The following is a 22151-nucleotide window of genomic DNA, read 5'->3' on the forward strand; positions in this document are numbered from 1 at the left end:
GGTTGATAGGCCGGATATGGAAGCCAGGTAACTGGTGGAGTTGACCGGTACTAATAGGCCGAGGGCTTGTCCTCAGTTGCTCGCGTCCACTGTGTCAGTTCTGAAGTAACGAACTCGCCTTGCCGGCTGGTAGTTCGGACATCTTCATAGAGTTTCGGTGGTCATTGCGTTAGGGAAACGCCCGGTTACATTCCGAACCCGGAAGCTAAGCCTTTCAGCGCCGATGGTACTGCAGGGGGGACCCTGTGGGAGAGTAGGACGCCGCCGAACAATCATTGTGGGAAAGCCCCGGAACACAGTTCCGGGGCTTTCCTGCGTTCACGGTCCTGCGCAGACCAGGTCCGGGTCCGACCCCTGTGCTCAGAGCCGGAGCGACTGCCGGTAAGGTCGGGGAGCATCGTTGGTACGTTTCCCACAGGAGGCCCCCGGGTGGAGGTCCAGGAGACCCGCGTCCAGACGGAGCGGGTGCTCACCATCCCCAACATCCTCAGCATGGCGCGGCTGGTCGGGGTGCCGCTCTTCCTGTGGCTGATTCTTCGCCCCGAGTTCGGCGGGCCCAAGAGCGACGGCTGGGCATTGCTGGTTCTGATGCTGAGCGGAGTGAGCGACTATCTCGACGGGAAGCTCGCCCGCCGGTGGAACCAGATCAGCAGCCTGGGCCGCATCCTCGATCCCGCCGCCGACCGGCTCTACATCCTGTCCACTCTCGTGGGCCTGACCTGGCGCGAGATTCTCCCGATCTGGTTGAGTGCTGCACTTCTCGCTCGGGAACTGATGCTGCTGGTGATGGTGTACATCCTTCGCAGGCACGGTTATCCGCCGCCGCAGGTGAACTTCCTGGGCAAGGCGGCCACCTTCAACCTCATGTATGCCTTCCCCTTGCTGCTCCTGAGTGACGGAACGGGATGGCTTGCGTCACTGGCTGCGATTTTCGGATGGGCGTTCGCCGGATGGGGTACAACTCTCTATTGGTGGGCAGGGATCCTCTATGTGGTTCAGGTCCGCCGACTCGTCAAGGCGGACGCAGAGGCCGATTGACCCCGAGGACACGGTGACCGGCAGTGTCGCCGGCCGTGGATGCACCTGAAGGTTGTTGCGCGGGTGAAGTCGGCTGGACCGTCATCTCTTCAAGGAGGACGCTTCCGACATGAAGGCCGTCGTGATGGCTGGTGGCGAAGGAACGCGACTTCGCCCCATGACCTCGAGCATGCCCAAGCCGCTCCTGCCGGTGGCCAACCGGCCGATCATGGAGCACGTGCTGCGGCTGCTCAAGCGGCACGGGCTCACCGAGACCGTCGTTACCGTGCAGTTTCTCGCCTCACTCGTCAGGAACTACTTCGGTGACGGCGAAGAGCTCGGAATGGAGCTCACCTATGCCAACGAGGAGAAGCCACTCGGCACCGCGGGGAGTGTGAAGAATGCCGAGGAAGCGCTGAAGGATGATGCGTTCCTCGTCATTTCCGGTGACGCCCTCACCGATTTCGATCTCACCGATCTGATTTCCTTCCACAAGGCGAAGGGTGCCCTTGTCACCGTCTGTCTGACACGGGTGCCCAACCCTCTGGAATTCGGCATCACCATCGTCGACGAGGAGGGAAAGGTCGAGCGGTTCCTCGAGAAGCCGACGTGGGGGCAGGTCTTCTCGGACACCGTGAACACGGGCATCTACGTCATGGAGCCCGAGGTCTTCGACTACGTCGAGGCCGATGTGCCCGTGGACTGGTCGGGAGACGTCTTCCCGCAGCTCATGAAGGAAGGCAAGCCGATCTACGGCTATGTCGCCGAGGGCTACTGGGAGGATGTCGGCACGCACGAGAGCTATGTGAAGGCGCAGGCCGACGTTCTCGAGCGGAAGGTCGACGTCGAGCTCGACGGGTTCGAGATCTCTCCCGGCGTGTGGGTCGCCGAAGGAGCCGAGGTGCATCCCGACGCGGTGCTGCGGGGGCCTCTGTACATCGGCGACTACGCCAAGGTCGAAGCCGGAGCCGAGATCCGCGAGCACACCGTCGTGGGCTCCAACGTCGTCGTGAAGTCCGGGGCGTTCCTCCACAAGGCCGTGGTCCACGACAACGTCTACATCGGGCAGCAGGCCAACCTGCGAGGCTGCGTCATCGGCAAGAACACCGACGTCATGCGCGCCGCGCGCATCGAGGACGGCGCGGTGATCGGTGACGAATGCCTGGTGGGTGAAGAATCGATCGTCCAGGGCAATGTGCGGGTCTATCCGTTCAAGACCATCGAGGCCGGCGCGTTCGTCAACACCTCGGTCATCTGGGAGTCCCGCGGGCAGGCGCATCTGTTCGGCGCCAGGGGCGTCACCGGCATCCTGAACGTGGAGATCACCCCGGAGCTCGCGGTGCGCCTCGCCGGGGCGTACGCGACGACGCTCAAGAAGGGCGCCACCGTCACCACGGCCCGTGACCACTCCCGTGGTGCCCGTGCCCTGAAGCGGGCGGTCATCTCCGCGCTCCAGGCCAGCGCCATCGACGTCCGGGACCTGGAGAACGTGCCGTTGCCCGTGGCGCGGCAGCAGACGGCCAGGGGCAGTGCCGGCGGCATCATGATCCGCACGTCCCCGGGCGTGCCGGACTCCGTCGACATCATGTTCTTCGACGAGCGCGGAGCCGACCTGTCCCAGGGCGGCCAGCGGAAGCTGGACCGGGTGTACGCGCGCCAGGAGTACCGTCGTGCGTTCCCCGGCGAGATCGGTGACCTGCACTTCCCGTCGAGCGTGTTCGACTCGTACACGGGCTCCCTGCTGCGCAACGTGGACACGTCGGGGATCGCCGAGTCCGGGCTCAAGGTGGTCATCGACGCGTCCAACGGCAGCGCCGGCCTCGTTCTGCCGAGCCTCCTCGGCCGCCTCGGTGTCGACGCGTTGACGATCAACCCGGGTCTGGACGAGTCCCGGCCGACCGAGTCCGCGGACGCCCGCAGATCGGGGTTGGTGCGGCTCGGTGAGATCGTCGCCTCGGCGAGGGCCGCGTTCGGTGTCCGCTTCGACCCCGTCGGTGAGCGGCTGTCCCTCGTCGACGAGCGCGGGCGGATCGTCGAGGACGACCGGGCGCTGCTGGTCCTGCTGGACCTCGTGGCCGCCGAGCGGCGCAGCGGCCGGGTCGCCCTGCCGGTGACCACCACGAGGATCGCCGAGCAGGTCGCGGCGTACCACGGGACCCAGGTGGAGTGGACGACGACGTCGCCGGACGACCTGACCCGTGTGGGCCGGGAGGAGACCACGATCTTCGGCGGTGACGGCCGCGGCGGCTTCATCGTGCCGGAGTTCAGCAGTGTCTTCGACGGGGCTGCCGCGTTCGTGCGGCTCGTGGGGCTGGTGGCCCGTACGCAGCTCACGCTGAGCCAGATCGATGCCCGGATCCCGCGGGCGCACGTGCTCAAGCGGGATCTGGCCACGCCCTGGGCCGTCAAGGGTCTGGTGATGCGCCGGGTCGTCGAGGCCGCCGGCGATCGACATGTCGACACCACGGACGGGGTGCGCGTCGTGGAGGCCGACGGACGCTGGGTGATGGTCCTGCCCGACCCGGCCGAGGCGGTCACCCATCTGTGGGCGGAGGGCCCCGACGACGCCTCGGCGCAGGCCCTGCTCGACGAATGGGCGTCGGTCGTGGACAGCGCGGGTCGGTGAGGCACCCGCCGGTGTGCCGCCCGCCTTTCCGGGGCGGTGCCCGGCACACCGGTGGGGCCATTCGGCGGTAGCGGCTGCGACATGCGACGATGTGCGGCATGTCGCAGCAGCCCCCCGTTCGGAGCACAGGTTCTCCGCCCGCGCGTCCCGATGCGTCGATGTCGCTGCTGACGAACGTGATGGAGCACAGCCTCGACGACGGGTACGCGGAAGCGACCGCGCGCCGGGCCGAGGGCGGGGGTCTGCCCCGCACGCTGCGCGCCAAGCTCGGGCTCGCCGCCGGCCTGGTGCTGGCGGCCGCCGTGGTCACCGTGGGGGCCGCCGAGGCGCGTGTGTCGGCGCCGGTGCTGGCGAAGGAGCGCGAGGAGCTGATCGACCGCGTCCAGGCGCAGACCCAGTCCGTGGACGAGCTGGAGGAGAGCGTCGACGCGCTCCGCGACGACGTCCAGGAGCGCCAGCGCAGGGCCCTCAACACCCAGGGCGGCGACCAGGGCGCGCTCGTGGGTCTGCTGGCCGGCGCCACCGAGGTGTCCGGGCCGGGCGTGAAGCTCGTCGTGGACGATGCGAAGGACACCGACCAGGGCGGTGACGGGCCGCGTGAGAGCAGCGGGTTCTCCGACACGGGCCGGGTCCGCGACCGCGACATGCAGCGCGTCGTCAACGGGCTGTGGGAGTCGGGAGCCGAGGCCGTGGCCATCAACGGGCAGCGACTGACGGCCCTGTCGGCGATCCGCGCGGCGGGCGACGCCATACTGGTCGACAACAGGCCGCTGGTGCCGCCGTACACGGTGCTCGCGGTGGGGGACGGGAACAAGCTGAGCACCGCGTTCCAGGACAGTGCCGACGGCCAGTACCTGCACGCGTTGAAGGAGAACTTCGGTATCCGCTCCAGCATTTCCGACGAGCAGTCGGTGCGGTTGCCCGCGGCCCCCAGCTTGATCGTACGTACAGCAGAGCCGATGACCGCCGACGCCGACCGGGGCAGTGGGCCGGGGACGGCTGACACAGGGAAGGGCACATCGTGATCGCCGTACTGGGCCTCGTCGTCGGAGTCGTGGTCGGACTGTTGATCCGGCCCGAGGTGCCGGCGGTAGTCGAGCCTTACCTTCCGATCGCGGTCGTCGCCGCCCTGGACGCGGTGTTCGGCGGTCTGCGGGCCATGCTCGACGGGATCTTCGTCGACAAGGTCTTCGTCGTCTCCTTCCTGTCGAACGTGGTGGTGGCCGCTCTGATCGTCTTTCTCGGCGACAAGCTCGGCGTCGGTGCGCAGTTGTCCACCGGCGTGGTCGTCGTCCTCGGTATCCGGATCTTCTCCAACGCCGCCGCGATCCGCCGGCATGTCTTCCGGGCGTGACGAACATGAACAGCGAAGAGAAGCCCCACCGCAGCTCGCCGGAGCCCAGGCGCGAGCCGCTGCCGCCGCTCGCCCCGCCGCCGGCGCAGCAGCCGGAGTCGCCCGCGGACGAGGGTCCCTCGCAGACGGGACGGCAGCGGCTGAGTGCCGCCGTATGGCCGCCTCGGGTGACGCGCGCCCAACTCATCGTCGCGCTGCTGCTGTTCGTACTCGGTCTGGGCCTGGCCATCCAGGTGCGTTCGAACAGCGACGAGAGCGCGTTGCGCGGGGCGCGCCAGGAGGACCTGGTGCGCATCCTCGACGAGCTCGACAACCGGTCGCAGCGCCTGGAGGACGAGAAGCAGCGCCTGGAGGACCAGCGCACCGAGCTGGAGAACAGCTCCGACCAGGCCGAGGAGGCGCGCAAGCAGACGCTCCAGAAGGAGCAGCAGCTCGGGATCCTCGCCGGCACGGTGGCCGCGCAGGGTCCTGGCATCACGCTGACCATCGGGGATCCGGCGGGCACGGTGGAGCCCGACATGCTCCTCGACGCGATCCAGGAGCTGCGGGCCGCCGGCGCGGAGGCGATCCAGGTCAACGGGGTCCGGGTCGTCGCGGACACGTTCTTCTCCGGCACGGCGGGCGACATAGAGGTCGACGGCAAGCGCGTCAGCCCGCCGTACACCTTCAAGGTCATCGGCAAGCCGCAGGACCTGGAGCCCGCGCTGAACATCCCCGGTGGTGTGGTGCAGACGCTGGAGAAGGAGCAGGCCACGGCGACCGTGGAGCGTTCGGAGAAGATCATCGTCGACGCCTTGCGACCGGCGGAGCGGCCTGACTACGCTCGGTCGTCATCGCAGTGAAACGGGGGAGCATGAGGTCTGCCGGGGCAGGGCGGAGGATTGCAGGGGGGCGACGCACCGGATCAGCGGTGCGTGGTGGAAACTGTCCGGTGGTCACGGACGTTGTGAAGATGTCCGGGTCGGCAGGTGTGTTGGTACAGGGTTCGTCCTGCCCCACGGGCGGGTCTATTTCGGTCAAGGGGAAACGCCCGTGAAGTTGTTTGGGAAGTTGTTCGGCAAGAGCGCACGTGAGGACGGCAACGCCCGTCATCGCGCGCCGCGCCACGGCCAGAGCGAGGAGCAGGGCGCCGAGCGGCCGCTGTTCCGCGACGAGGTCGCCGGTGGCGACAATTCGGGCGGACAGGGCGCGTCGTCTGTTGACCCTGCCGGTGCCGGGCGCATAGGTTTCGGGGAACCATCAACCTCAAGTACGGGTGGAGGGTTTGCCCCCGATCCGTATGCGACCAATCCCCACGCGGGACAACCGCGGCAGGAGGATCCCTCCATGGCGGGTCTGCCGGTTTGTACGAGGTGCGGCCACCGGAACACCGAGGCCGGTCGGTTCTGCTCCAACTGCGGTGCGCCGCTTCGCGGTGGTGCTCCGGCCGAGCGCGCCTCCGAGACGACGTCGACCATCTCGATCTCCGGGATCGAGGCGTACGACTCCGAGGTCACCGGGCAGACCGCCCTGCCCTCGCTGTCGCCCGAGGCTCAGGCGGCGGTCGACGCCCTGCCGCTCGGCTCCGCCCTCCTGGTGGTGCGCCGCGGTCCGAACTCGGGCAGCCGCTTCCTGCTGGACGGCGACCTGACGACCGCGGGGCGGCACCCGCAGAGCGACATCTTCCTCGACGACGTGACGGTCTCGCGCCGCCATGTGGAGTTCCGCCGAGGTCCGGACGGCAGTTTCAGCGTCTCCGACGTCGGCAGCCTCAACGGCACGTACGTGAACCGCGAGCGGATCGACTCGGTGGTCCTGGCGAACGGTGACGAGGTCCAGATCGGCAAGTACCGGCTGGTGTTCTACGCGAGCCAGCGGGGCGTGTGACCGTTCCCCCCGCTCCGCCGGGGGGACTCCCACAGGGAAGGTACATGCTGCGTACACCGACGGGCGGTGCCGGACACGGCGCTGCCGGCCCGGGCGACCGGCTGATGAGCATCGGCGCGGTGCTGGCTCGGCTGCGCGACGAGTTCCCCGAGGTGACGATCTCCAAGATCCGTTTCCTGGAGGCCGAGGGGCTCGTCGAGCCGAGCCGGTCCCCGTCCGGGTACCGCAAGTTCAGTGCCCAGGACGTCGAGCGCCTGGCCCTCGTCCTGCGCATGCAGCGCGACCACTACCTCCCCCTCAAGGTCATCCGTGAGCAGCTGGACGCCCTCGAGCGGGGCGAGCAGATCCAGCTGCCCGTCCAGGGGGCGCAGCGCGAGCTGTTCGAGGGCGGTGAGGGGGCCGAGAGCGGCCGCCGTACCGCCCGGCGGCTCGGCCGGGCCGAGCTCCTGGCCGCCGCCGAGGTGGCCGAGGAGGATCTGGCCGAGTGGGAGTCGTACGGGCTGCTCACGGCCGACGCGAGCGGCGGTTACGACGCCGAGTCGGTGACGGTGGCCAGGCTCGTCTGCGAGCTCGGCAGATTCGGGCTCGAGCCGCGCCATCTGCGGGCGATGAAGGCGTCCGCCGACCGGGACGCCGGGCTGGTCGAACAGATCGTCGCACCGCTGCGCAGACACCGTAATCCGCAGACGAGAGCGCATGCGGAGGCCACCACGAGAGAGCTGGCCGCGCTGTCCGTGAGACTGCACGCTGCCCTGGTCCAGAGCGCTCTCGGAGTGCGGCTCCACTGATCTTGGCCCAGCCCGACTACCCAAACCTCGTCCGCACGTCCTAGGGTTGCTGTGTGAACGAGCTCGACGTTGTGGGTGTCCGGGTCGAAATGCCCTCGAACCAACCGATCGTGCTCCTGCGTGAAGTGGGAGGCGATCGGTACCTCCCCATCTGGATCGGACCGGGGGAGGCGACCGCGATCGCCTTCGCGCAGCAGGGGATGGCCCCCGCCAGACCCTTGACGCACGACCTGTTCAAGGACGTCCTCGATGCGGTGGGCCAGGAGCTCACCGAGGTCCGCATCACCGACCTGCGCGAGGGCGTGTTCTACGCGGAACTGGTCTTCGCCAGCGGTGTCGAGGTGAGCGCCAGGCCGTCCGACGCCATAGCGCTCGCCCTGCGCACGGGGACCCCGATCTACGGCAGTGACGGTGTGCTCGACGACGCGGGGATCGCCATCCCGGACGAGCAGGAGGACGAGGTGGAGAAGTTCCGCGAGTTCCTCGACCAGATCTCGCCCGAGGACTTCGGTTCCAGCAGCCAGTGAGGCCGTCACGGGCGGTGAGCACCCGACCGTACGGCATCGGCGCATTCGAGTAGCCTTTCCCCGGATCGGGGCACGAGAAACCACTCTCAGGGTGATTATCACTCGGCGTGCCGAGTGTGGCGATCGTTGACGCACCCCTGGTGACTCCCTACCTTCGAGGTGGCAGGTCAAGGACGGAGGTCGGCGTGAGAAGCAGCGGCGACAGTACGGCTGGGGGCGGCCCCGGAATCAGTCCGGTGGAAGGCGGGCCGTATCCGCTGCACGACAGCGCGGCCGATCCCTCGGCGGACACCATCGGATACCGCGGACCGACCGCGTGCGCGGCGGCGGGGATCACCTATCGGCAGCTCGACTACTGGGCGCGTACGGGCCTGGTGGAGCCGAGCGTGCGGCCGGCGTACGGATCCGGCACCCAGCGGCTCTACAGCTTCCGGGACGTGGTCGTCCTCAAGATCGTGAAGCGGTTCCTGGACACCGGCGTCGCGCTGCAGAACATCCGCGCCGCCGTCCAGCATCTGCGTGCCCGGGGCTTTCGCGACCTCGAGCGGATGACGCTGATGAGCGACGGGGCGACGGTGTACGAGTGCTCGTCGCCCGACGAGGTCGTCGACCTGCTCCAGGGCGGTCAGGGCGTCTTCGGGATCGCGGTGGGCGTCGTGTGGCGGGACGTCGAGACGGCCCTGTCGCAGTTGCACGGAGAACGCGTCGACACGGGCGAGACCCTGATCGGCAACAACCCCGCCGACGAGCTGGCGAGGCGCAGGCGCGACCGCGCGGGGTGATGCGGCGGTCCGGCGGACCGGGACGGACAGGCGTCGTCGCGCTGCTCGTGCGGCGACGTTGTCAGTGGCGTAGGGCAGCATCGATGGTGTGAGATCCGCGCCGACGATCCTGCATCTGGACATGGATGCCTTCTACGCCGCCGCCGAGCAGGCGGCGAAGCCTTCGTTGCGCGGGAAGGCCGTGGTGGTCGGGGGGCTGGGGCCGCGCGGAGTGGTCGCCACCGCGTCGTACGAGGCGAGGCGTTTCGGCGTGCACTCGGCGATGCCGATGGCGCAGGCCAGACGGCTCGCACCGAACGCGGCGTACCTCGTGCCCCGATTCACCCTCTACCGCTCGGTCAGCGAGCAGGTCATGGAGCTGCTGGGGCGGCTGTCGCCGCTCATGGAGCCGCTCAGCCTGGACGAGGCCTTCGTCGACCTGGAGGCCGGCGGTGCCGCCGACGACTCGGCCTCGGCCCGTGCGACGGGAGAGCGGCTGCGGGCCGACATCCGGGCGGTGACGGGGCTGACCGCGTCCGTCGGCCTGGCCGGCTCCAAGATGCTGGCCAAGATCGCCTCCGAGCAGGCGAAGCCGGACGGACTCGTCCTCATAGAGCCCGGCTCCGAAAGAGAGCTGCTCGGGCCCCTGTCCGTGCGGACACTGCCCGGCGTCGGTCCCGCCACGGGCGAACATCTCCGACGGGCGGGGATGACCACGGTCGCCGACCTCGCGGAGGCGGGCGAGGACGAGCTCGTACGCCTGCTGGGCAGGGCACACGGCACCGCGCTGTTCCGGATGGCGCTCGGGCACGACGACCGGCCCGTGGTCGCCGAGCGGGACGCGAAGTCGGTGTCGGTGGAGGACACCTTCGACGTGGACCTGCACGACCGGGTGCGGGTGCGGATCGAGGTGGAGCGGCTCGCCGAGCGCTGTGTGCAGCGGCTGCGGGCGGGCAGGCACTCCGGCCGGACGATCGTCCTCAAGGTCCGGCGCTACGACTTCTCCACGCTCACGCGCTCGGAGACGCTCAGGGGGCCGACCGACGACCCGGCCGTGGTGCGCGAGGCCGCAGGCCGCCTGCTGGAGTCCGTGGACACCACGGGCGGCGTCCGGCTGCTCGGGGTCGGGGTCACGGGGCTGGCCGACTACACGCAGGAGGACCTTTTCGCGCAGGCCGCGGCCGAGGAGGCCGCGGCCTCGGCCGCGTCGTCGGGCGAGGCCGGTGAGCCGCCGGAAGGGGCCGAGCGCGAGGAGGCGCCGGTGGAGCCCGGGCCGGCCGGGCCCTCCGCTCGGCACTGGTCCGCAGGGCAGGACGTCCGGCATGCCGTGTACGGGGCGGGCTGGGTGCAGGGCAGTGGCGTGGGGCGCGTGACCGTGCGCTTCGAGGAGCCGGGGTCGCCGCCGGGCCGGGTGCGCACGTTCCGTGTGGACGACGAGGACCTCCAGCCGTCGGACCCGCTGCCGCTGGTACCGGCGGTCTCTTCGCGGACCGAGGCGTCGGGGGAGGAGACGGCTGCCCCGGGGGAGCCGGAGGCGGTCGCCTCGGGGGAGGCGGGGGCCGAGGGGCCCGGAAGAGACGCGGCCGATTCGGGTGGGGCGGGCGGTGGGCCCCTTCACGTGATCGCTCGGCCGGGGCCTGAGGCACCGGGTGAGCCTTCCCCGGGACCGGCGGAGGGGAGCGCGTCAGGTCGGGGCGGCGACGAGCACCCGGTCGCGCCGAGCGCGTGACGGCCGGGGAGCTCCGCGGATCGCGGGGCTCCCCGGGAGCGGAGGGCACTCACCGGGCAGGGCGGTGCGGGCGCTCGCGTAGGAGTGCCATGGCTCGCGGGCTGCCCGGCGGGGGGCTGAGGGGGCTTCGGGAGGTACCGGTGCCGGTGCTCCTGACGGGTCACGGCGGCACGGCGTCGATGCGGGATGTCGCGGCTCGTGGCAGGCCCGGAGAGGGCGCAGGTGGGAGGGGAGGCGGCGTTCAGTCCTCCTGGCCCGTGACCTTGCCGAAGGAGCGGTCACCGGCGGACGGGGCAGGCGTCGGAGGAGCGGAGAGGTCGAGTCCGTAGTGGTGGTAGAGCTGAAGCTCCTGCTCCGGGGAGAGATGGCGGCCGACACCGAAGTCGGGTGCGTCCTTGATCAGGGCGCGCTCGTAGGGGACGTGGAGTGCGTTGTCGACGACTTCGCTCGGCTCCAGGGGCACGAAGGCGTCCCGGCTGAACAGTCCCGTGCGTACGGCGGCCCACTCGGGCTCGCCCGTGGCGTCGTCCAGGTAGACCTCGTCGACGGTGCCGATCTTGTGGCCGTCGCGGTCGAACGCCTTACGGCCTATGAGGCTGCGCGGATCGATATCGGTCTGCACGGTCCCTCCAATGGGTCGCACTGCTCTACAGTCACTACAAAAGTGCACATCTCGGGTGACGGCCACTTGAAGGTTCGTCATAGGAACGCGCTGGTACCCTGGCAATCGGCTGTTGACCCTGTGCGGGAGAGTCCACCGGTGATCCCACCGGCGGCGCCGAAGGAGCAAATCCTCCCCGGAATCTCTCAGGCCCCTGTACCGCACGGACGAGGTCACTCTGGAAAGCAGGGCGGGCGTCGGACGGCATCCGCTCTCACCGACGGTGAAAGCCGGCGCGTCGAGCCATGGCGCCCGGTGAAGCTCTCAGGTTCGAGATGACAGAGGGGGAGGCCGTCCGGGCATCCGCGCCGCGGTGCCCCTCGCAGGTCGCATAAGACCAGGAGGCCTCCCACATGACCACCAACCGCATTCCGCTCTCCCAGCTGGAGCGAGGCACACCCTTCGAGCAGCGACACATCGGCCCCGACGCCGCTGCCCAGGCGAAGATGCTCGCGCAGGTGGGGTACGGATCGCTCGACGAGCTGACCGCCGCGGCGGTGCCGGATGTGATCAAGAGCGCCGAGGCGCTGAACCTCCCCGACGCCCGCACCGAGGCCGACGTCCTCGCCGAGCTGCGTTCGCTCGCCGACCGCAACCAGGTGCTCGCGCCCATGATCGGCCTCGGCTACTACGGCACCTTCACGCCGCCGGTCATCCTGCGCAACGTCATGGAGAACCCGGCCTGGTACACCGCCTACACGCCCTACCAGCCGGAGATCTCCCAGGGACGGCTCGAGGCCCTCCTGAACTTCCAGACCGTCGTCGCCGACCTCACCGGCCTGCCCACCTCCGGCGCCTCCCTGCTGGACGAGGGCACCGCGGCCGCCGAGGCCATGTCGCTCGCCCGCCGGGTCGGCAAGGTCAAGAACGGCGTCTTCCTCGTCGACGCCGACGTCCTGCCGCAGACCATCGCCGTGATCGAGACCCGCGCCGAGCCCACCGGCGTCGAGGTCGTCACCGCCGACCTCAGCGAGGGCATCCCCGCCGAGATCGCCGAGCGCGGCGTCTTCGGCGTGCTGCTCCAGTACCCGGGCGCCTCCGGTGCCGTACGGGACCTGAAGCCGGTCATCGAGCAGGCGCACGGGATCGGCGCGATCGTCACCGTCGCCGCCGACCTGCTGGCGCTCACCCTGCTGACCTCGCCCGGCGCGCTCGGCGCGGACATCGCCGTCGGCACGACCCAGCGCTTCGGCGTCCCGATGGGCTTCGGCGGCCCGCACGCGGGCTACATGGCGGTGCGCGACACGTTCGCCCGCAGCCTGCCCGGGCGCCTCGTCGGCGTCTCCGTGGACGCGGACGGCAACAAGGCCTACCGGCTCGCGCTCCAGACCCGTGAGCAGCACATCCGCCGTGAGAAGGCCACCAGCAACATCTGCACCGCTCAGGTGCTGCTCGCCGTCATGGCGGGCATGTACGCCGTCTACCACGGCCCCGACGGTCTGCGCGCCATCGCGGAGCGCACCCACCGCTACGCCACCGTCCTGGCCGACGGGCTGCGGGCCGGCGGCGTCGAGGTCGTGCACGGCACCTTCTTCGACACGCTCACGCTGCGCGTGCCCGGCAAGGCCGCCGACGTCGTCGCGGCCGCGCGTGAGGGCGGCGTCAACCTGCACCTCGTGGACGCCGACCACGTCTCCGTCGCCTGTGACGAGACCACCGGCCGTGACCAGCTGACGGCCGTGTGGTCCGCCTTCGGGGTCCAGGGCGACGTCGAGGCGCTGGACGCGGCGAGCACCGACGGCCTGCCGGCCGCGCTGCTGCGCTCCGACGCCTACCTGACCCACCCGGTCTTCCACCAGCACCGCTCCGAGACCGCGATGCTGCGCTACCTGCGCAGGCTCGCCGACCGCGACTACGCGCTGGACCGCGGCATGATCCCGCTCGGCTCCTGCACGATGAAGCTGAACGCGACGACGGAGATGGAGCCGGTCACCTGGCCGGAGTTCGGCCAGATCCACCCCTTCGCGCCCGTCGAGCAGGCCGAGGGCTACCTGACGCTCATCCACGAGCTGGAGGAGCGTCTCGCCGAGGTCACCGGCTACGACAAGGTCTCGATCCAGCCCAACGCCGGGTCCCAGGGCGAGCTGGCCGGTCTGCTCGCCGTGCGCGCGTACCACCGCGCCAACGGCGACGAGCAGCGCACCGTGTGCCTGATCCCGTCCTCCGCGCACGGCACCAACGCCGCCAGCGCCGTGATGGCCGGCATGAAGGTCGTCGTCGTGAAGACCGCCGACGACGGCGAGGTGGACGTCGAGGACCTGCGCGCCAAGATCGAGCAGTACCGCGACCAGCTCTCCGTGCTGATGATCACCTACCCGTCGACGCACGGCGTGTTCGAGGAGCACGTGGCCGACATCTGCGCCCAGGTGCACGACGCGGGTGGCCAGGTCTACGTGGACGGCGCCAACCTCAACGCACTGGTCGGCCTCGCCAAGCCGGGCAGGTTCGGCGGCGACGTCTCGCACCTGAACCTGCACAAGACCTTCTGCATCCCGCACGGCGGCGGTGGTCCGGGCGTCGGCCCGGTCGGCGTGCGGGCGCACCTCGCGCCGTACCTGCCGAACCACCCGCTGCAGCCGTCCGCGGGCCCCGAGACCGGCGTCGGCCCGATCTCGGCCGCCCCGTGGGGCTCGGCGGGCATCCTGCCCATCTCCTGGGCCTACGTCCGTCTGATGGGCGGCGAGGGTCTCAAGCGGGCCACGCAGGTGGCCGTTCTCGCGGCGAACTACATCGCCAGGCGCCTGGAGCCGCACTACCCGGTGCTGTACACGGGCCCCGCGGGTCTGGTCGCCCACGAGTGCATCGTGGACCTGCGGCCGCTGTCCAAGGCGACCGGTGTGAGCGTCGACGACATCGCCAAGCGTCTGATCGACTACGGCTTCCACGCGCCGACCATGTCGTTCCCGGTGGCCGGCACGCTGATGATCGAGCCGACGGAGAGCGAGGACCTGGCCGAGCTCGACCGCTTCTGCGACACGATGATCGCGATCCGTGCCGAGATCGAGAAGGTGGCGTCGGGCCAGTGGCCCGCGGACGACAACCCGCTGTGCAACGCCCCGCACACCGCGGCGGCGCTCGGTGGCGAGTGGAACCACGCCTACAGCCGTGACGAGGCGGTCTTCCCGGCGGGTGTGAGCGCTGCGGACAAGTACTGGCCGCCGGTCCGCCGTATCGACGGCGCATTCGGCGACCGCAACCTGGTCTGCTCCTGCCCGCCGCTGGACGAGTACGACAACTGACGTCCCGCGCACATGGATCGGGGCCGGTACGGAGGACTCTCCGGCCGGCCCCTGTTCGTGTCGGTGACCGGCTAGGCGGCCGTCATCACCTGGCCGGTCTCACTCGGCCGGTGCGGGGCGATGATCTGCCCGTCGGGCAGCAGTTCGCCGGTGTCCTCGAAGAGGAGCACACCGTTGCACAGGAGGCTCCAGCCCTGCTCCGGGTGGTGCGCCACCAGGCGTGCCGCCTCCCGGTCGGCTGAGTCGGGCGTGGGGCAGGCTGGCTTGTGCTGGCACATGGATGGGTTCTTTCGCTGCGATGTGGTGAATGTCCTGCGGCTCGATGAGCTGTTCATGGCCGCCCCCGTATCTGTCGGTCGGTCCCAGTGTTCCCCCACGGGCGTCGTTCCGCAGGGATTTCACAGCAGCTCTTCCTACTGATTCATGACGCATCACCCGCGCGAGCGGTTCAGCACAACCCGCCTGTCCTTTCGGGTGGTTCGCAGTGACCCGGCAGGGCTAGTCCGGCCGGGCCATGCGCTGCTCAGCAGTACGCCCCGCGACCGGCCGGTCGCGGGGCGTACGGGAGGCGTGCCGGGTCAGGCGGCCGGTGAGTCGAGCAGGGGCTGCGGTGTCAGCCGCAGGGTCAGCACGGGCAGTAGATCGGCGACCTGGTGCGGCCGGTGAGCCGCGATGCCGGGCGGGGCCGGTGCCAGCGGCACCAGAACGTCGGTCGGCTGAGGAGTGCCGGCGGACGCGTCGGCCTTGATGTCGCGGTGCAGCCAGAGCGTGAGCATGTACAGCTCCGGTACGGACAGCAGCCGCGGCTGGAAAGGTCCTCCCATCGCCTCTGCCTGGCGCAGCGCACGTTCCGTGGAACCGAGATAGGGCCCCTCGAAGAAGTGGGAGAAGGCCCAGCCGTTCGGCGTCAGCCTGGTGTCCGCCGCGGCGACCGCGCGATCGCCGTTGCGGATCAGGAAACGCCAGCCGGTGAGCCGGGTGTACGGGGCCCCGGCGGTCGGGACGACACGGTCCAGGACGTGGACCGGAAGCGGCAGTTCGGGGCTCAGAGGTCCCTGGACGGACCGCAGAGCGGGGGTCGGCGCCTCACGGACGGCCGTGGGGGAACCGAGTGCTGCGAGAACGCTGCGCAGGGCGGGCGCGGGGGCCGGGGGAACATGCAGCGGCATGATGGGTCGCCTCTCACTCAAGAGACACGGTGATGCGGGGAGATGCAGACGGCACTGTCGGCGTACGGGCCGCGCGGGGCCGGAAAGACCACCTGGCGCCGAATCCCGGCCCATCCGCAGAGTTTATACGACCCGTGTTCATTGATTGTTTCCGCTAGCCGTCGCGAAGATTTTTCGCAAGGTGAATACCGGACCGTCCGGGCGTGGGTTTCCGGCGTGTTCTCCGGGGAGCGGGGACGTGGCCTGCGGTTTCCTTCGCGGCGTGGTAGGCCGAATCCGTACGGTGTTTCTGCCCCGGCCCGGATCCGGAAAGTGACCGTCGCAACACACCGCGGGAAGTGCCCGGTGAATGTGCCCCGTGCGTACCTGCTCCAGCCTATCCGGAGCGGACCTGCCGCGCGGGCGTTACGGATCAAAGAGTCTGGGCATTATCGTCCGTGACGCGAGCGGCCCACGCTGCGTGGCTGCCCACTCGAGGAGGGACGCTTCGATGGGGGAGAAGATCGTGGCAGGCGGGTTCGACCTGTCCGATCGTCAACGGTACCGGCGCAAGCTCCAGCAGTGCCTCGCGGGACTGGGGCGGCTGCTGGCGGAGAAGAGGTTCGACCGGCCCAGGAATCTCATGGGGCTGGAGATAGAGCTGAATCTCGCGGATGCGGACGGGGTGCCGAGGATGATGAATGCGGAAGTACTCTCCCGCATCTCGAGTCCTGATTTCCAGACCGAACTGGGAATGTTCAATCTGGAAGTGAACATCGTCCCGCACCGGCTGGACGGGCACGTTTTCGATCAGTTGGCAGAGGAGTTGCGGACCGGTCTGGGATATGCCGACCGCAGGGCCGCTGAAGTGGGCTCCGGGCTGGTGATGATCGGAATTCTGCCCACCTTGCGGCAGCAGGATCTCATCTCCGCCAATCTCTCCGACGTCGACCGCTACACCCTGCTCAACGATCAGATCGTCGCCGCACGGGGCGAGGAGTTCACGCTCGACATCGAGGGCGTCGAGAGGCTGACCTGCACCTCGTCGTCGATAGCCCCGGAATCGGCCTGCACGTCGGTCCAGCTGCACCTGCAGGTGACACCCGCCCGGTTCGCCGATGTGTGGAACGCGGCGCAGGCTGTCGCGGCCGTCCAGGTCGCCGTCGGCGCCAACTCGCCCTTCCTGTTCGGCAGGGAGCTGTGGCGCGAGTCGCGGCCGCCGCTGTTCCAGCAGGCCACCGACACCCGTCCGCCCGAACTCCAGGCGCAGGGAGTGCGGCCGCGCACGTGGTTCGGCGAGCGCTGGGTGAACTCCGCGTACGACCTCTTCGAGGAGAACCTGCGCTATTTCCCCGCGTTGCTGCCGATCTGCGACGACGAGGACCCCCTGCGGGTGCTCGACGACGGCGGGGTCCCCCGTCTCCAGGAGCTCGTCCTGCACAACGGCACCGTGTACCGGTGGAACAGGCCGGTGTACGCCGTCGTCGACGGCGTGCCGCACCTGCGTGTGGAGAACCGCGTCCTGCCCGCCGGCCCCACCGTCGCCGACGTCGTCGCGAACGCGGCCTTCTACTACGGACTGGTGCGGGCACTGGCCGAGGAGACGCGGCCCGTGTGGACCCGGCTGCCCTTCGCGGCCGCCCATGAGAACTTCGAGGCCGCCTGCCGGCACGGCATCGACGCCGAACTGCTGTGGCCGCGCCCCGGCCGCGGCGGAGGCGTCACCCGCGTGCCCGTCACCAAGCTCGTGCGCGACGAACTGCTCCCGCTCGCCGCGGCCGGTCTCGACGCGTGGAACATCGAGCCCGCCGACCGCGACCGGTACCTCGGCATCATCGAGGAACGGTGCAGGCGGCGCACGAACGGCGCCTCGTGGCAGGCGGACACCTTCCACCGGGCACTGGAGGCCGGACTCGAACGGGACGCGGCGCTCGCGGCGACCACGCGCCGCTACTGCGAGCTGATGCGCGCGGGGGAGCCGGTGCACACCTGGCCGGTGGGATTCCCCGGCGCGGGCTCGTGAGCCTGCCCGGCGTCAGTCGGCCGTGCCGTCCTTCTGCGCCACTGCCATGATCGCCTTGAGGATCACCGCCGTGATGTCCGCGGGGTCGCTGACCTCGTAGCCCATGCCGCCCGTCGCCCTGGCGATCTCGTCCAGCTCCTGCAGGTCCGCCTCCGCGCCGATGGCGATGGCGATCATGGGGACCGGGGTGTTGGGATTGCTCAGCTGGTTCAGCTCGGAGACCAGGTTGCTGCGCGTGATGCTGAACCGGTCCTGGTTCGAGCCGTCGGTGAGCACCACGAGCGCGTTGAACTTGTCCTTCACATACGTGTCCTGGGCCTTCCTGTAGACCGCGAGCGTGGTGTCGTACAGGCCGGTCGCCCCGTTGGGGACGGCGGCGAGGCCGGCGAAGGCCTCGGAGAGCCGGGCGCGCTGTGTGCCCGGCCTTCCCGCCGGACCGAGCGGGTCCGTGGGCACGACCTCGCGGTAGTCGTTCGGGCCGTCGAGCCCCGTCGCGAACTCCCACAGCCCCATCTCGTCCTTGGACGTGAACTGGTCGAGCGCCTTCTGCAGTGCCGCCCTGGTGACGTCGATCCGGGTCCGGCCGCCCCGCCCCGGCACCGGCGTCTGCATCGACCCCGAGACGTCGACGACCGTCGTGAGCCGGGCGCTCTGCACGGTGATGGTCCACATGCCGAGCGTCTGCTGGACCGCGTCCGCCGGGAGGGGCTCGGCCGCCGTGCCCTCGGCCGCGAACGGCTGCGGAGCCCGGCCGCCCGCCGCGCGGACCAGCCCCGCGTCCGCGGGCCTGTCCGGCACCCGGAACCCCTGCCGCGCGAGCGCCGTGCGCGAGCGCGGCTCGTCCAGCAGCGCCATGAAGCGGGTGGCAGCCCGGCTCTCGTCAGTGGACAGGTCGGTCTCGTCGACGAGTTCGTAGGGGTAGTCCAGCATCGGGCTGCCGTCCTCGGGATAGAACAGCCGCAGGTCGGGGATGCCTTCGCCGGCCGACGCGTTGTACGCGAAGGCGGCCTGCTCCGTGAGGAACACGGCCTGGTTGCGGGCCGGATCGCCGGCGGCCTCGCCCGCGTCCGCTCGTGCCAGGGTGCTCGCGGCCTCCGTGTCCGTGGCCGACACCCGCTGGGACAGCAGCCTGGCCGTCGCCGCGACGCCGGTGTCCGCCTCCGGGTCCGTTCGCTGCGCGGAGCGGGACACGCTCGTGAGCGCGAGCAGCCCGGTGGCGCTGCGGGCCGGATCGGCCGAGCCGAGGCGGACGTCGTCCGTCGCCGTCGCGGCGTCCGTGAGCTCGGACCAGGTGTACGTCTTGTGCGGCCAGCCCAGTTGTGCGCCGGCCGACGGCACGGTGGCCAGGGTCACGGGTGTGCGGGCGACGTTGCCGGCGGGCGTGAGCGGTACGCCGTCGCCTGTGCTGCGGACGCGTTCGGCCCAGACCTCGGAGTCCGGAAGCCAGACCTCGTAGTCGGGGCTGTTCGACCCCGTCGCGAGCAGGTCCGCCACCTCGTGGTTCTCGCGGGAGACGACGTGCACGTCCATGCACTGGCCGTCGGACCTGATGCCCTCGTCGCGGGCCCGTGCGGCGATCTCCTCGACCACGGGGGCGATGTCCGGGGACGCGGCCACATCGATCCTGACGGCGGAGTCCCGGCAGGAACCCGCGAAGGAGAGCAGCCCGCTCTGCACGGCCGCCCCGCTCCCGGCTGCGACGCCGAGCACGAGAGCGGTGGCGACGACGGTCGTACGACGGCGCACGCGTGGACGGGACCTGCCTCCCTCCGTCGCCTCGGCGTCGGGCAAGCTGTGGTGTCCCATGCGGTGGTGCCCCTCCTTGTGCCGGTGTGCAAGGAAAAAGGGGACCGCGTCATCGTGATGACGTGTGTCCCCCGGCCTGTCGCGCGCGATCTTCGTACCTGCATTCGAGACATTAGCGGGGCGGGGACGGGGACGAGACGGGATTGGCGAACTGGAGGCAGTTGTGCAGGCGGAGCCCGGAGGCGTGACCGGATCTCTTCCCCACGAGGGCGCGTCGCGGAAGATCTTGCGGTCCGAGACGGTGCTGGTCCTCGCGCTGTCGCTGGGCGCGAGCGCGGTCTCGTCCCTGATCAGCTTCGTCGGATCGCTGACGAAGCCAGGGGGGCTCAAGGACCAGGCCGCGATGCTGAACCAGTCGGCCGCACCGGGGCGGCCGTGGCTCGATCTCGCCTGGCAGCTCTTCGGCATCACCACCGCTCTGGTGCCCGTGCTGCTCGTCGCGCACTTCCTGCTCCGGGAGCGTGCCGGACTCGGGGCGATCGGCTTCGACCGGAGCCGCCCGTGGTCGGACCTGGGCAGGGGCGCACTCGTGGCGGCGGGTATCGGAAGCGCCGGACTGGCCTTCTACCTCGTGGCGCGCGCGGCCGGGTTCAATCTCACCGTCGTACCGGAATCGCTGCCGGACGTCTGGTGGAAGTACCCGGTGCTGGTCCTGTCGGCGATCCAGAACTCCGTTTTGGAGGAAGTGATCGTCGTCGGCTATCTGCTGCGCCGGCTCGGGCAGTTGGGATGGACGCCGACGGCGGCGCTGGTGGCGAGTTCGCTGCTGCGCGGCTCGTACCACCTCTACCAGGGGGTCGGCGGGTTCGTCGGCAACATGGTGATGGGTGTGGTCTTCGTGCTCCTGTACCGCCGCTGGGGCCGGGTCGGGCCTTTGGTGGTGGCCCACGCGCTGCTCGACATCGTGGCGTTCGTGGGCTACGGGCTGCTGGCCGGCCACGTGTGCTGGCTGCCCACGCCGACAGGCAGCGAGAGCTGCTGACCCGGGGGGCGTACGGCACCGGCCGCACGCCCCCGCGTCGGGTCAGGGCGCCGTCAGCAGCTCCCCGTCGATGACGGTCACGGCACGGCCGGTGAGCAGTGTGCGCTCGCCGCGGAGCGCGGTGCGGACCAGGCCGGAACGGGCGGACGCCTGCAAGCCGGTCAGTTCGTCGCGGCCCTTGCGTGCGGACCAGAACGGTGCGAGCGCGGTGTGCGCGCTGCCCGTGACCGGGTCCTCGTCGATGCCGAGGCGGGGGAAGAAGCCGCGCGACACGAAGTCGTATCCCGCCGACGGGTCCGCGGCGGCCGCGGTCGCGATGACGCCCCGCCCGGAGTGCGTCACCAGGGCCGCGAAGTCCGGGGTCAGGGAGCGGACCGTCGCCTCGTCGGACAGCTCCACCAGCAGGTCGCCGACGTGTTCGCCGGTGTCGTGTGCGGACAGGACCTCGGCGCCGAGTGCCTTGGCGACGCCGTCGGGAACGGGGACGGGGGTGAGCGGCGCGGTGGGGAAGTCGAGCGTGATGGCTCCGTCCTCGTGGGCGGTCGCGGTCAGGATGCCGCAGCGTGCGCTGAAGCGCACGGTGCCGCTCGCGGTGCCGGTGCTGTGCAGGACGTGGGCGGTGGCGAGGGTGGCGTGTCCGCACATGTCGACCTCGGCGACCGGCGTGAACCAGCGCAGCGCCCAGTCGGCCTCGCCCCCGCCGGGCAGCGGGTGGGCGAAGGCGGTCTCGGAGAGATTCACCTCCTCGGCCACGTCCTGGAGCCATGCGTCGTCGGGGAATCCGCCGGAGTCGAGCAGCAGGACTCCGGCGGGGTTGCCGGCGAAGGGACGGTCGGTGAAGGCGTCGACGATTCGAATCCGCATGCCGTGACCGTAGAGCCCGCGTAAAGCCGCAGGCCAAGGCCAATCCGACAGAGCTGGACCTGACGGGCATTGCCATGCGCCAGTTATCGATATATCGTTGAAGCATCGCGACAGGTCAACGATGGAAGGAGCGTAGCGATGCGTTCACATGGACACGGTCAGGAAGGCGAACACGGCCGAGGTCGTGGGCACTGCGGGCCCGGCCATCAGGGTCGGGGTGAATGGGAGGGCCGGCGCGCGGCGTTCGGGCCCTGGGGGCCTCCGTTCGGCGGACCCTTCGGTGGCGGACGCGGGCGCGGCGGCGGCCGGGGGAGGGCGCGGCGCGGTGATGTGCGCGCCTCGATCCTGGCGCTGCTCAGGGACCGGCCGATGCACGGCTACGAGATGATCCAGGAGATCGGCGAGCGCAGCGGCGGGGCGTGGAGGCCCAGCCCCGGCTCGGTCTACCCGACGCTCCAGCTGCTCGAGGACGAGGGGCTGATCGTCTCCGAGAGCGAGGGCGGCAAGAAGCTGTTCACGCTCACGGACTCCGGCCGCGCCGAGGCCGAGACGGGGCCCGAGGCCCCGTGGGAGCAGGTCGGGCGCGGCGTCGACTGGGACACGGTCAACGAGATCCGCCAGGCCGGCTTCGGGCTGATGGAGGCGTTCGGCCAGGTCTGGAAGACGGGCAGCGCCGAGCAGCGGCAGAAGGCCGTGGCGGTCATCAACGATGCCCGCAAGAAGCTCTACCTGATCCTCGCCGACGAGCACTGAGCCGCCC

Annotated in this window: 19 protein-coding genes, 1 rRNA gene and 1 riboswitch; of the genes, 15 read left to right on the forward strand and 5 right to left on the reverse strand. The window is 70.2% G+C overall.

Annotated elements, in window-relative coordinates; all coding sequences use genetic code 11:
• Window positions 1–153 precede the first annotated feature (153 nt).
• From rrf to AB0K02_RS26140, 11 genes are all read left to right on the forward strand, one after another.
• Window positions 154–270, forward strand: a 5S ribosomal RNA gene (gene rrf, locus AB0K02_RS26090).
• Window positions 271–429: 159 nt separating this feature from the next.
• Entirely contained in the window at window positions 430–1038 is a 609-nt protein-coding gene (locus AB0K02_RS26095) for a CDP-alcohol phosphatidyltransferase family protein (RefSeq protein ID WP_365994951.1), read from the forward strand.
• Window positions 1039–1147: 109 nt separating this feature from the next.
• Window positions 1148–3643 (forward strand): mannose-1-phosphate guanyltransferase, encoded by a 2496-nt coding sequence (locus AB0K02_RS26100; protein WP_365994952.1) that lies wholly within the window; start codon window positions 1148–1150, stop codon window positions 3641–3643.
• Window positions 3644–3741: 98 nt separating this feature from the next.
• Entirely contained in the window at window positions 3742–4668 is a 927-nt protein-coding gene (locus AB0K02_RS26105) for a DUF881 domain-containing protein (RefSeq protein ID WP_365994953.1), read from the forward strand.
• A complete protein-coding gene (locus tag AB0K02_RS26110) occupies window positions 4665–4997 on the forward strand; it encodes a small basic family protein (protein WP_010469069.1) in 333 nt (110 codons plus the stop codon). The genes AB0K02_RS26105 and AB0K02_RS26110 overlap by 4 nt, the downstream gene beginning before the upstream one ends.
• 5 nt (window positions 4998–5002) lie before the next feature.
• Window positions 5003–5839, forward strand: a complete 837-nt coding sequence (locus AB0K02_RS26115; RefSeq protein WP_365995031.1) for a DUF881 domain-containing protein — start codon at window positions 5003–5005, stop codon at window positions 5837–5839.
• A 61-nt stretch (window positions 5840–5900) separates the two neighbouring features.
• A complete protein-coding gene (locus AB0K02_RS26120; RefSeq protein WP_365995032.1) occupies window positions 5901–6863 on the forward strand; it encodes an FHA domain-containing protein in 963 nt (320 codons plus the stop codon).
• A gap of 44 nt (window positions 6864–6907) precedes the next feature.
• The gene (locus tag AB0K02_RS26125; protein ID WP_365994954.1) at window positions 6908–7651 is read left to right on the forward strand and encodes a MerR family transcriptional regulator; all 744 of its coding nucleotides are present in this window, start codon (window positions 6908–6910) and stop codon (window positions 7649–7651) included.
• Window positions 7652–7704: 53 nt separating this feature from the next.
• Entirely contained in the window at window positions 7705–8178 is a 474-nt protein-coding gene (locus AB0K02_RS26130; RefSeq protein WP_177152903.1) for a bifunctional nuclease family protein, read from the forward strand.
• A gap of 236 nt (window positions 8179–8414) precedes the next feature.
• Window positions 8415–8960 (forward strand): MerR family transcriptional regulator, encoded by a 546-nt coding sequence (locus AB0K02_RS26135; protein WP_365994955.1) that lies wholly within the window; start codon window positions 8415–8417, stop codon window positions 8958–8960.
• A gap of 88 nt (window positions 8961–9048) precedes the next feature.
• Window positions 9049–10668 carry a DNA polymerase IV gene (locus AB0K02_RS26140; RefSeq protein ID WP_365994956.1) on the forward strand — a complete coding sequence of 540 codons (1620 nt, stop codon included), beginning with the start codon at window positions 9049–9051 and terminating at the stop codon, window positions 10666–10668.
• Between the two features lie 241 nt (window positions 10669–10909).
• Here AB0K02_RS26140 and AB0K02_RS26145 read toward each other — a convergent pair whose 3' ends face one another.
• Window positions 10910–11302, reverse strand: coding sequence for a PRC-barrel domain-containing protein (locus tag AB0K02_RS26145; protein ID WP_365995033.1), 393 nt, complete (start codon window positions 11300–11302; stop codon window positions 10910–10912).
• A 101-nt stretch (window positions 11303–11403) separates the two neighbouring features.
• A riboswitch (glycine riboswitch) is annotated at window positions 11404–11501 on the forward strand.
• Between the two features lie 181 nt (window positions 11502–11682).
• Here AB0K02_RS26145 and gcvP point away from each other — a divergent pair.
• The gene (gene gcvP, locus AB0K02_RS26150; protein ID WP_365994957.1) at window positions 11683–14568 is read left to right on the forward strand and encodes an aminomethyl-transferring glycine dehydrogenase; all 2886 of its coding nucleotides are present in this window, start codon (window positions 11683–11685) and stop codon (window positions 14566–14568) included.
• A gap of 71 nt (window positions 14569–14639) precedes the next feature.
• Here the strand turns inward: gcvP and AB0K02_RS26155 are convergent, their stop codons facing one another.
• Both AB0K02_RS26155 and AB0K02_RS26160 read right to left on the reverse strand, forming a co-directional pair.
• Entirely contained in the window at window positions 14640–14846 is a 207-nt protein-coding gene (locus AB0K02_RS26155) for a DUF5999 family protein (RefSeq protein WP_365994958.1), read from the reverse strand.
• Between the two features lie 300 nt (window positions 14847–15146).
• Complete coding sequence (locus tag AB0K02_RS26160; protein ID WP_365994959.1) at window positions 15147–15737, reverse strand: hypothetical protein; 591 nt, start codon at window positions 15735–15737, stop codon at window positions 15147–15149.
• A gap of 490 nt (window positions 15738–16227) precedes the next feature.
• Here AB0K02_RS26160 and AB0K02_RS26165 point away from each other — a divergent pair, with 490 nt between their 5' ends.
• On the forward strand, window positions 16228–17739 hold the full coding sequence (locus tag AB0K02_RS26165) for a glutamate-cysteine ligase family protein (protein WP_365994960.1): 1512 nt from the start codon (window positions 16228–16230) through the stop codon (window positions 17737–17739).
• Between the two features lie 12 nt (window positions 17740–17751).
• Here AB0K02_RS26165 and AB0K02_RS26170 read toward each other — a convergent pair whose 3' ends face one another.
• Entirely contained in the window at window positions 17752–19545 is a 1794-nt protein-coding gene (locus AB0K02_RS26170; protein WP_365994961.1) for a substrate-binding domain-containing protein, read from the reverse strand.
• A gap of 184 nt (window positions 19546–19729) precedes the next feature.
• Between AB0K02_RS26170 and AB0K02_RS26175 the strand changes: the two genes are divergently transcribed.
• The gene (locus tag AB0K02_RS26175; protein ID WP_365994962.1) at window positions 19730–20527 is read left to right on the forward strand and encodes a type II CAAX endopeptidase family protein; all 798 of its coding nucleotides are present in this window, start codon (window positions 19730–19732) and stop codon (window positions 20525–20527) included.
• A 42-nt stretch (window positions 20528–20569) separates the two neighbouring features.
• Here AB0K02_RS26175 and AB0K02_RS26180 read toward each other — a convergent pair whose 3' ends face one another.
• Window positions 20570–21391, reverse strand: coding sequence for a PhzF family phenazine biosynthesis isomerase (locus AB0K02_RS26180; protein WP_365994963.1), 822 nt, complete (start codon window positions 21389–21391; stop codon window positions 20570–20572).
• 138 nt (window positions 21392–21529) lie between these two features.
• Between AB0K02_RS26180 and AB0K02_RS26185 the strand changes: the two genes are divergently transcribed.
• Window positions 21530–22144: a PadR family transcriptional regulator gene (locus AB0K02_RS26185; RefSeq protein ID WP_365994964.1), complete on the forward strand. Its 615-nt coding sequence runs from the start codon at window positions 21530–21532 to the stop codon at window positions 22142–22144.
• The last annotated feature ends 7 nt before the right edge of the window (window positions 22145–22151 follow it).

It is taken from the genome of Streptomyces sp. NPDC049597, from assembly GCF_040675505.1.
GTDB lineage: Bacteria > Actinomycetota > Actinomycetes > Streptomycetales > Streptomycetaceae > Streptomyces.

What these genes read in the sequence shown, in the direction of transcription:
- AB0K02_RS26100 (WP_365994952.1), top strand. Translation starts at nt 1,148, where the DNA reads ATGAAGGCCGTCGTGATGGCTGGTGGCGAAGGAACGCGACTTCGCCCC.
- AB0K02_RS26105 (WP_365994953.1), top strand. Translation starts at nt 3,742, where the DNA reads ATGTCGCAGCAGCCCCCCGTTCGGAGCACAGGTTCTCCGCCCGCGCGT.
- AB0K02_RS26115 (WP_365995031.1), top strand. Translation starts at nt 5,003, where the DNA reads ATGAACAGCGAAGAGAAGCCCCACCGCAGCTCGCCGGAGCCCAGGCGC.
- AB0K02_RS26125 (WP_365994954.1), top strand. Translation starts at nt 6,908, where the DNA reads ATGCTGCGTACACCGACGGGCGGTGCCGGACACGGCGCTGCCGGCCCG.
- gcvP (WP_365994957.1), top strand. Translation starts at nt 11,683, where the DNA reads ATGACCACCAACCGCATTCCGCTCTCCCAGCTGGAGCGAGGCACACCC.
- AB0K02_RS26155 (WP_365994958.1), bottom strand. Translation starts at nt 14,846, where the DNA reads ATGTGCCAGCACAAGCCAGCCTGCCCCACGCCCGACTCAGCCGACCGG.
- AB0K02_RS26160 (WP_365994959.1), bottom strand. Translation starts at nt 15,737, where the DNA reads ATGCCGCTGCATGTTCCCCCGGCCCCCGCGCCCGCCCTGCGCAGCGTT.
- AB0K02_RS26165 (WP_365994960.1), top strand. Translation starts at nt 16,228, where the DNA reads ATGGGGGAGAAGATCGTGGCAGGCGGGTTCGACCTGTCCGATCGTCAA.
- AB0K02_RS26170 (WP_365994961.1), bottom strand. Translation starts at nt 19,545, where the DNA reads ATGGGACACCACAGCTTGCCCGACGCCGAGGCGACGGAGGGAGGCAGG.
- AB0K02_RS26180 (WP_365994963.1), bottom strand. Translation starts at nt 21,391, where the DNA reads ATGCGGATTCGAATCGTCGACGCCTTCACCGACCGTCCCTTCGCCGGC.
- AB0K02_RS26185 (WP_365994964.1), top strand. Translation starts at nt 21,530, where the DNA reads ATGCGTTCACATGGACACGGTCAGGAAGGCGAACACGGCCGAGGTCGT.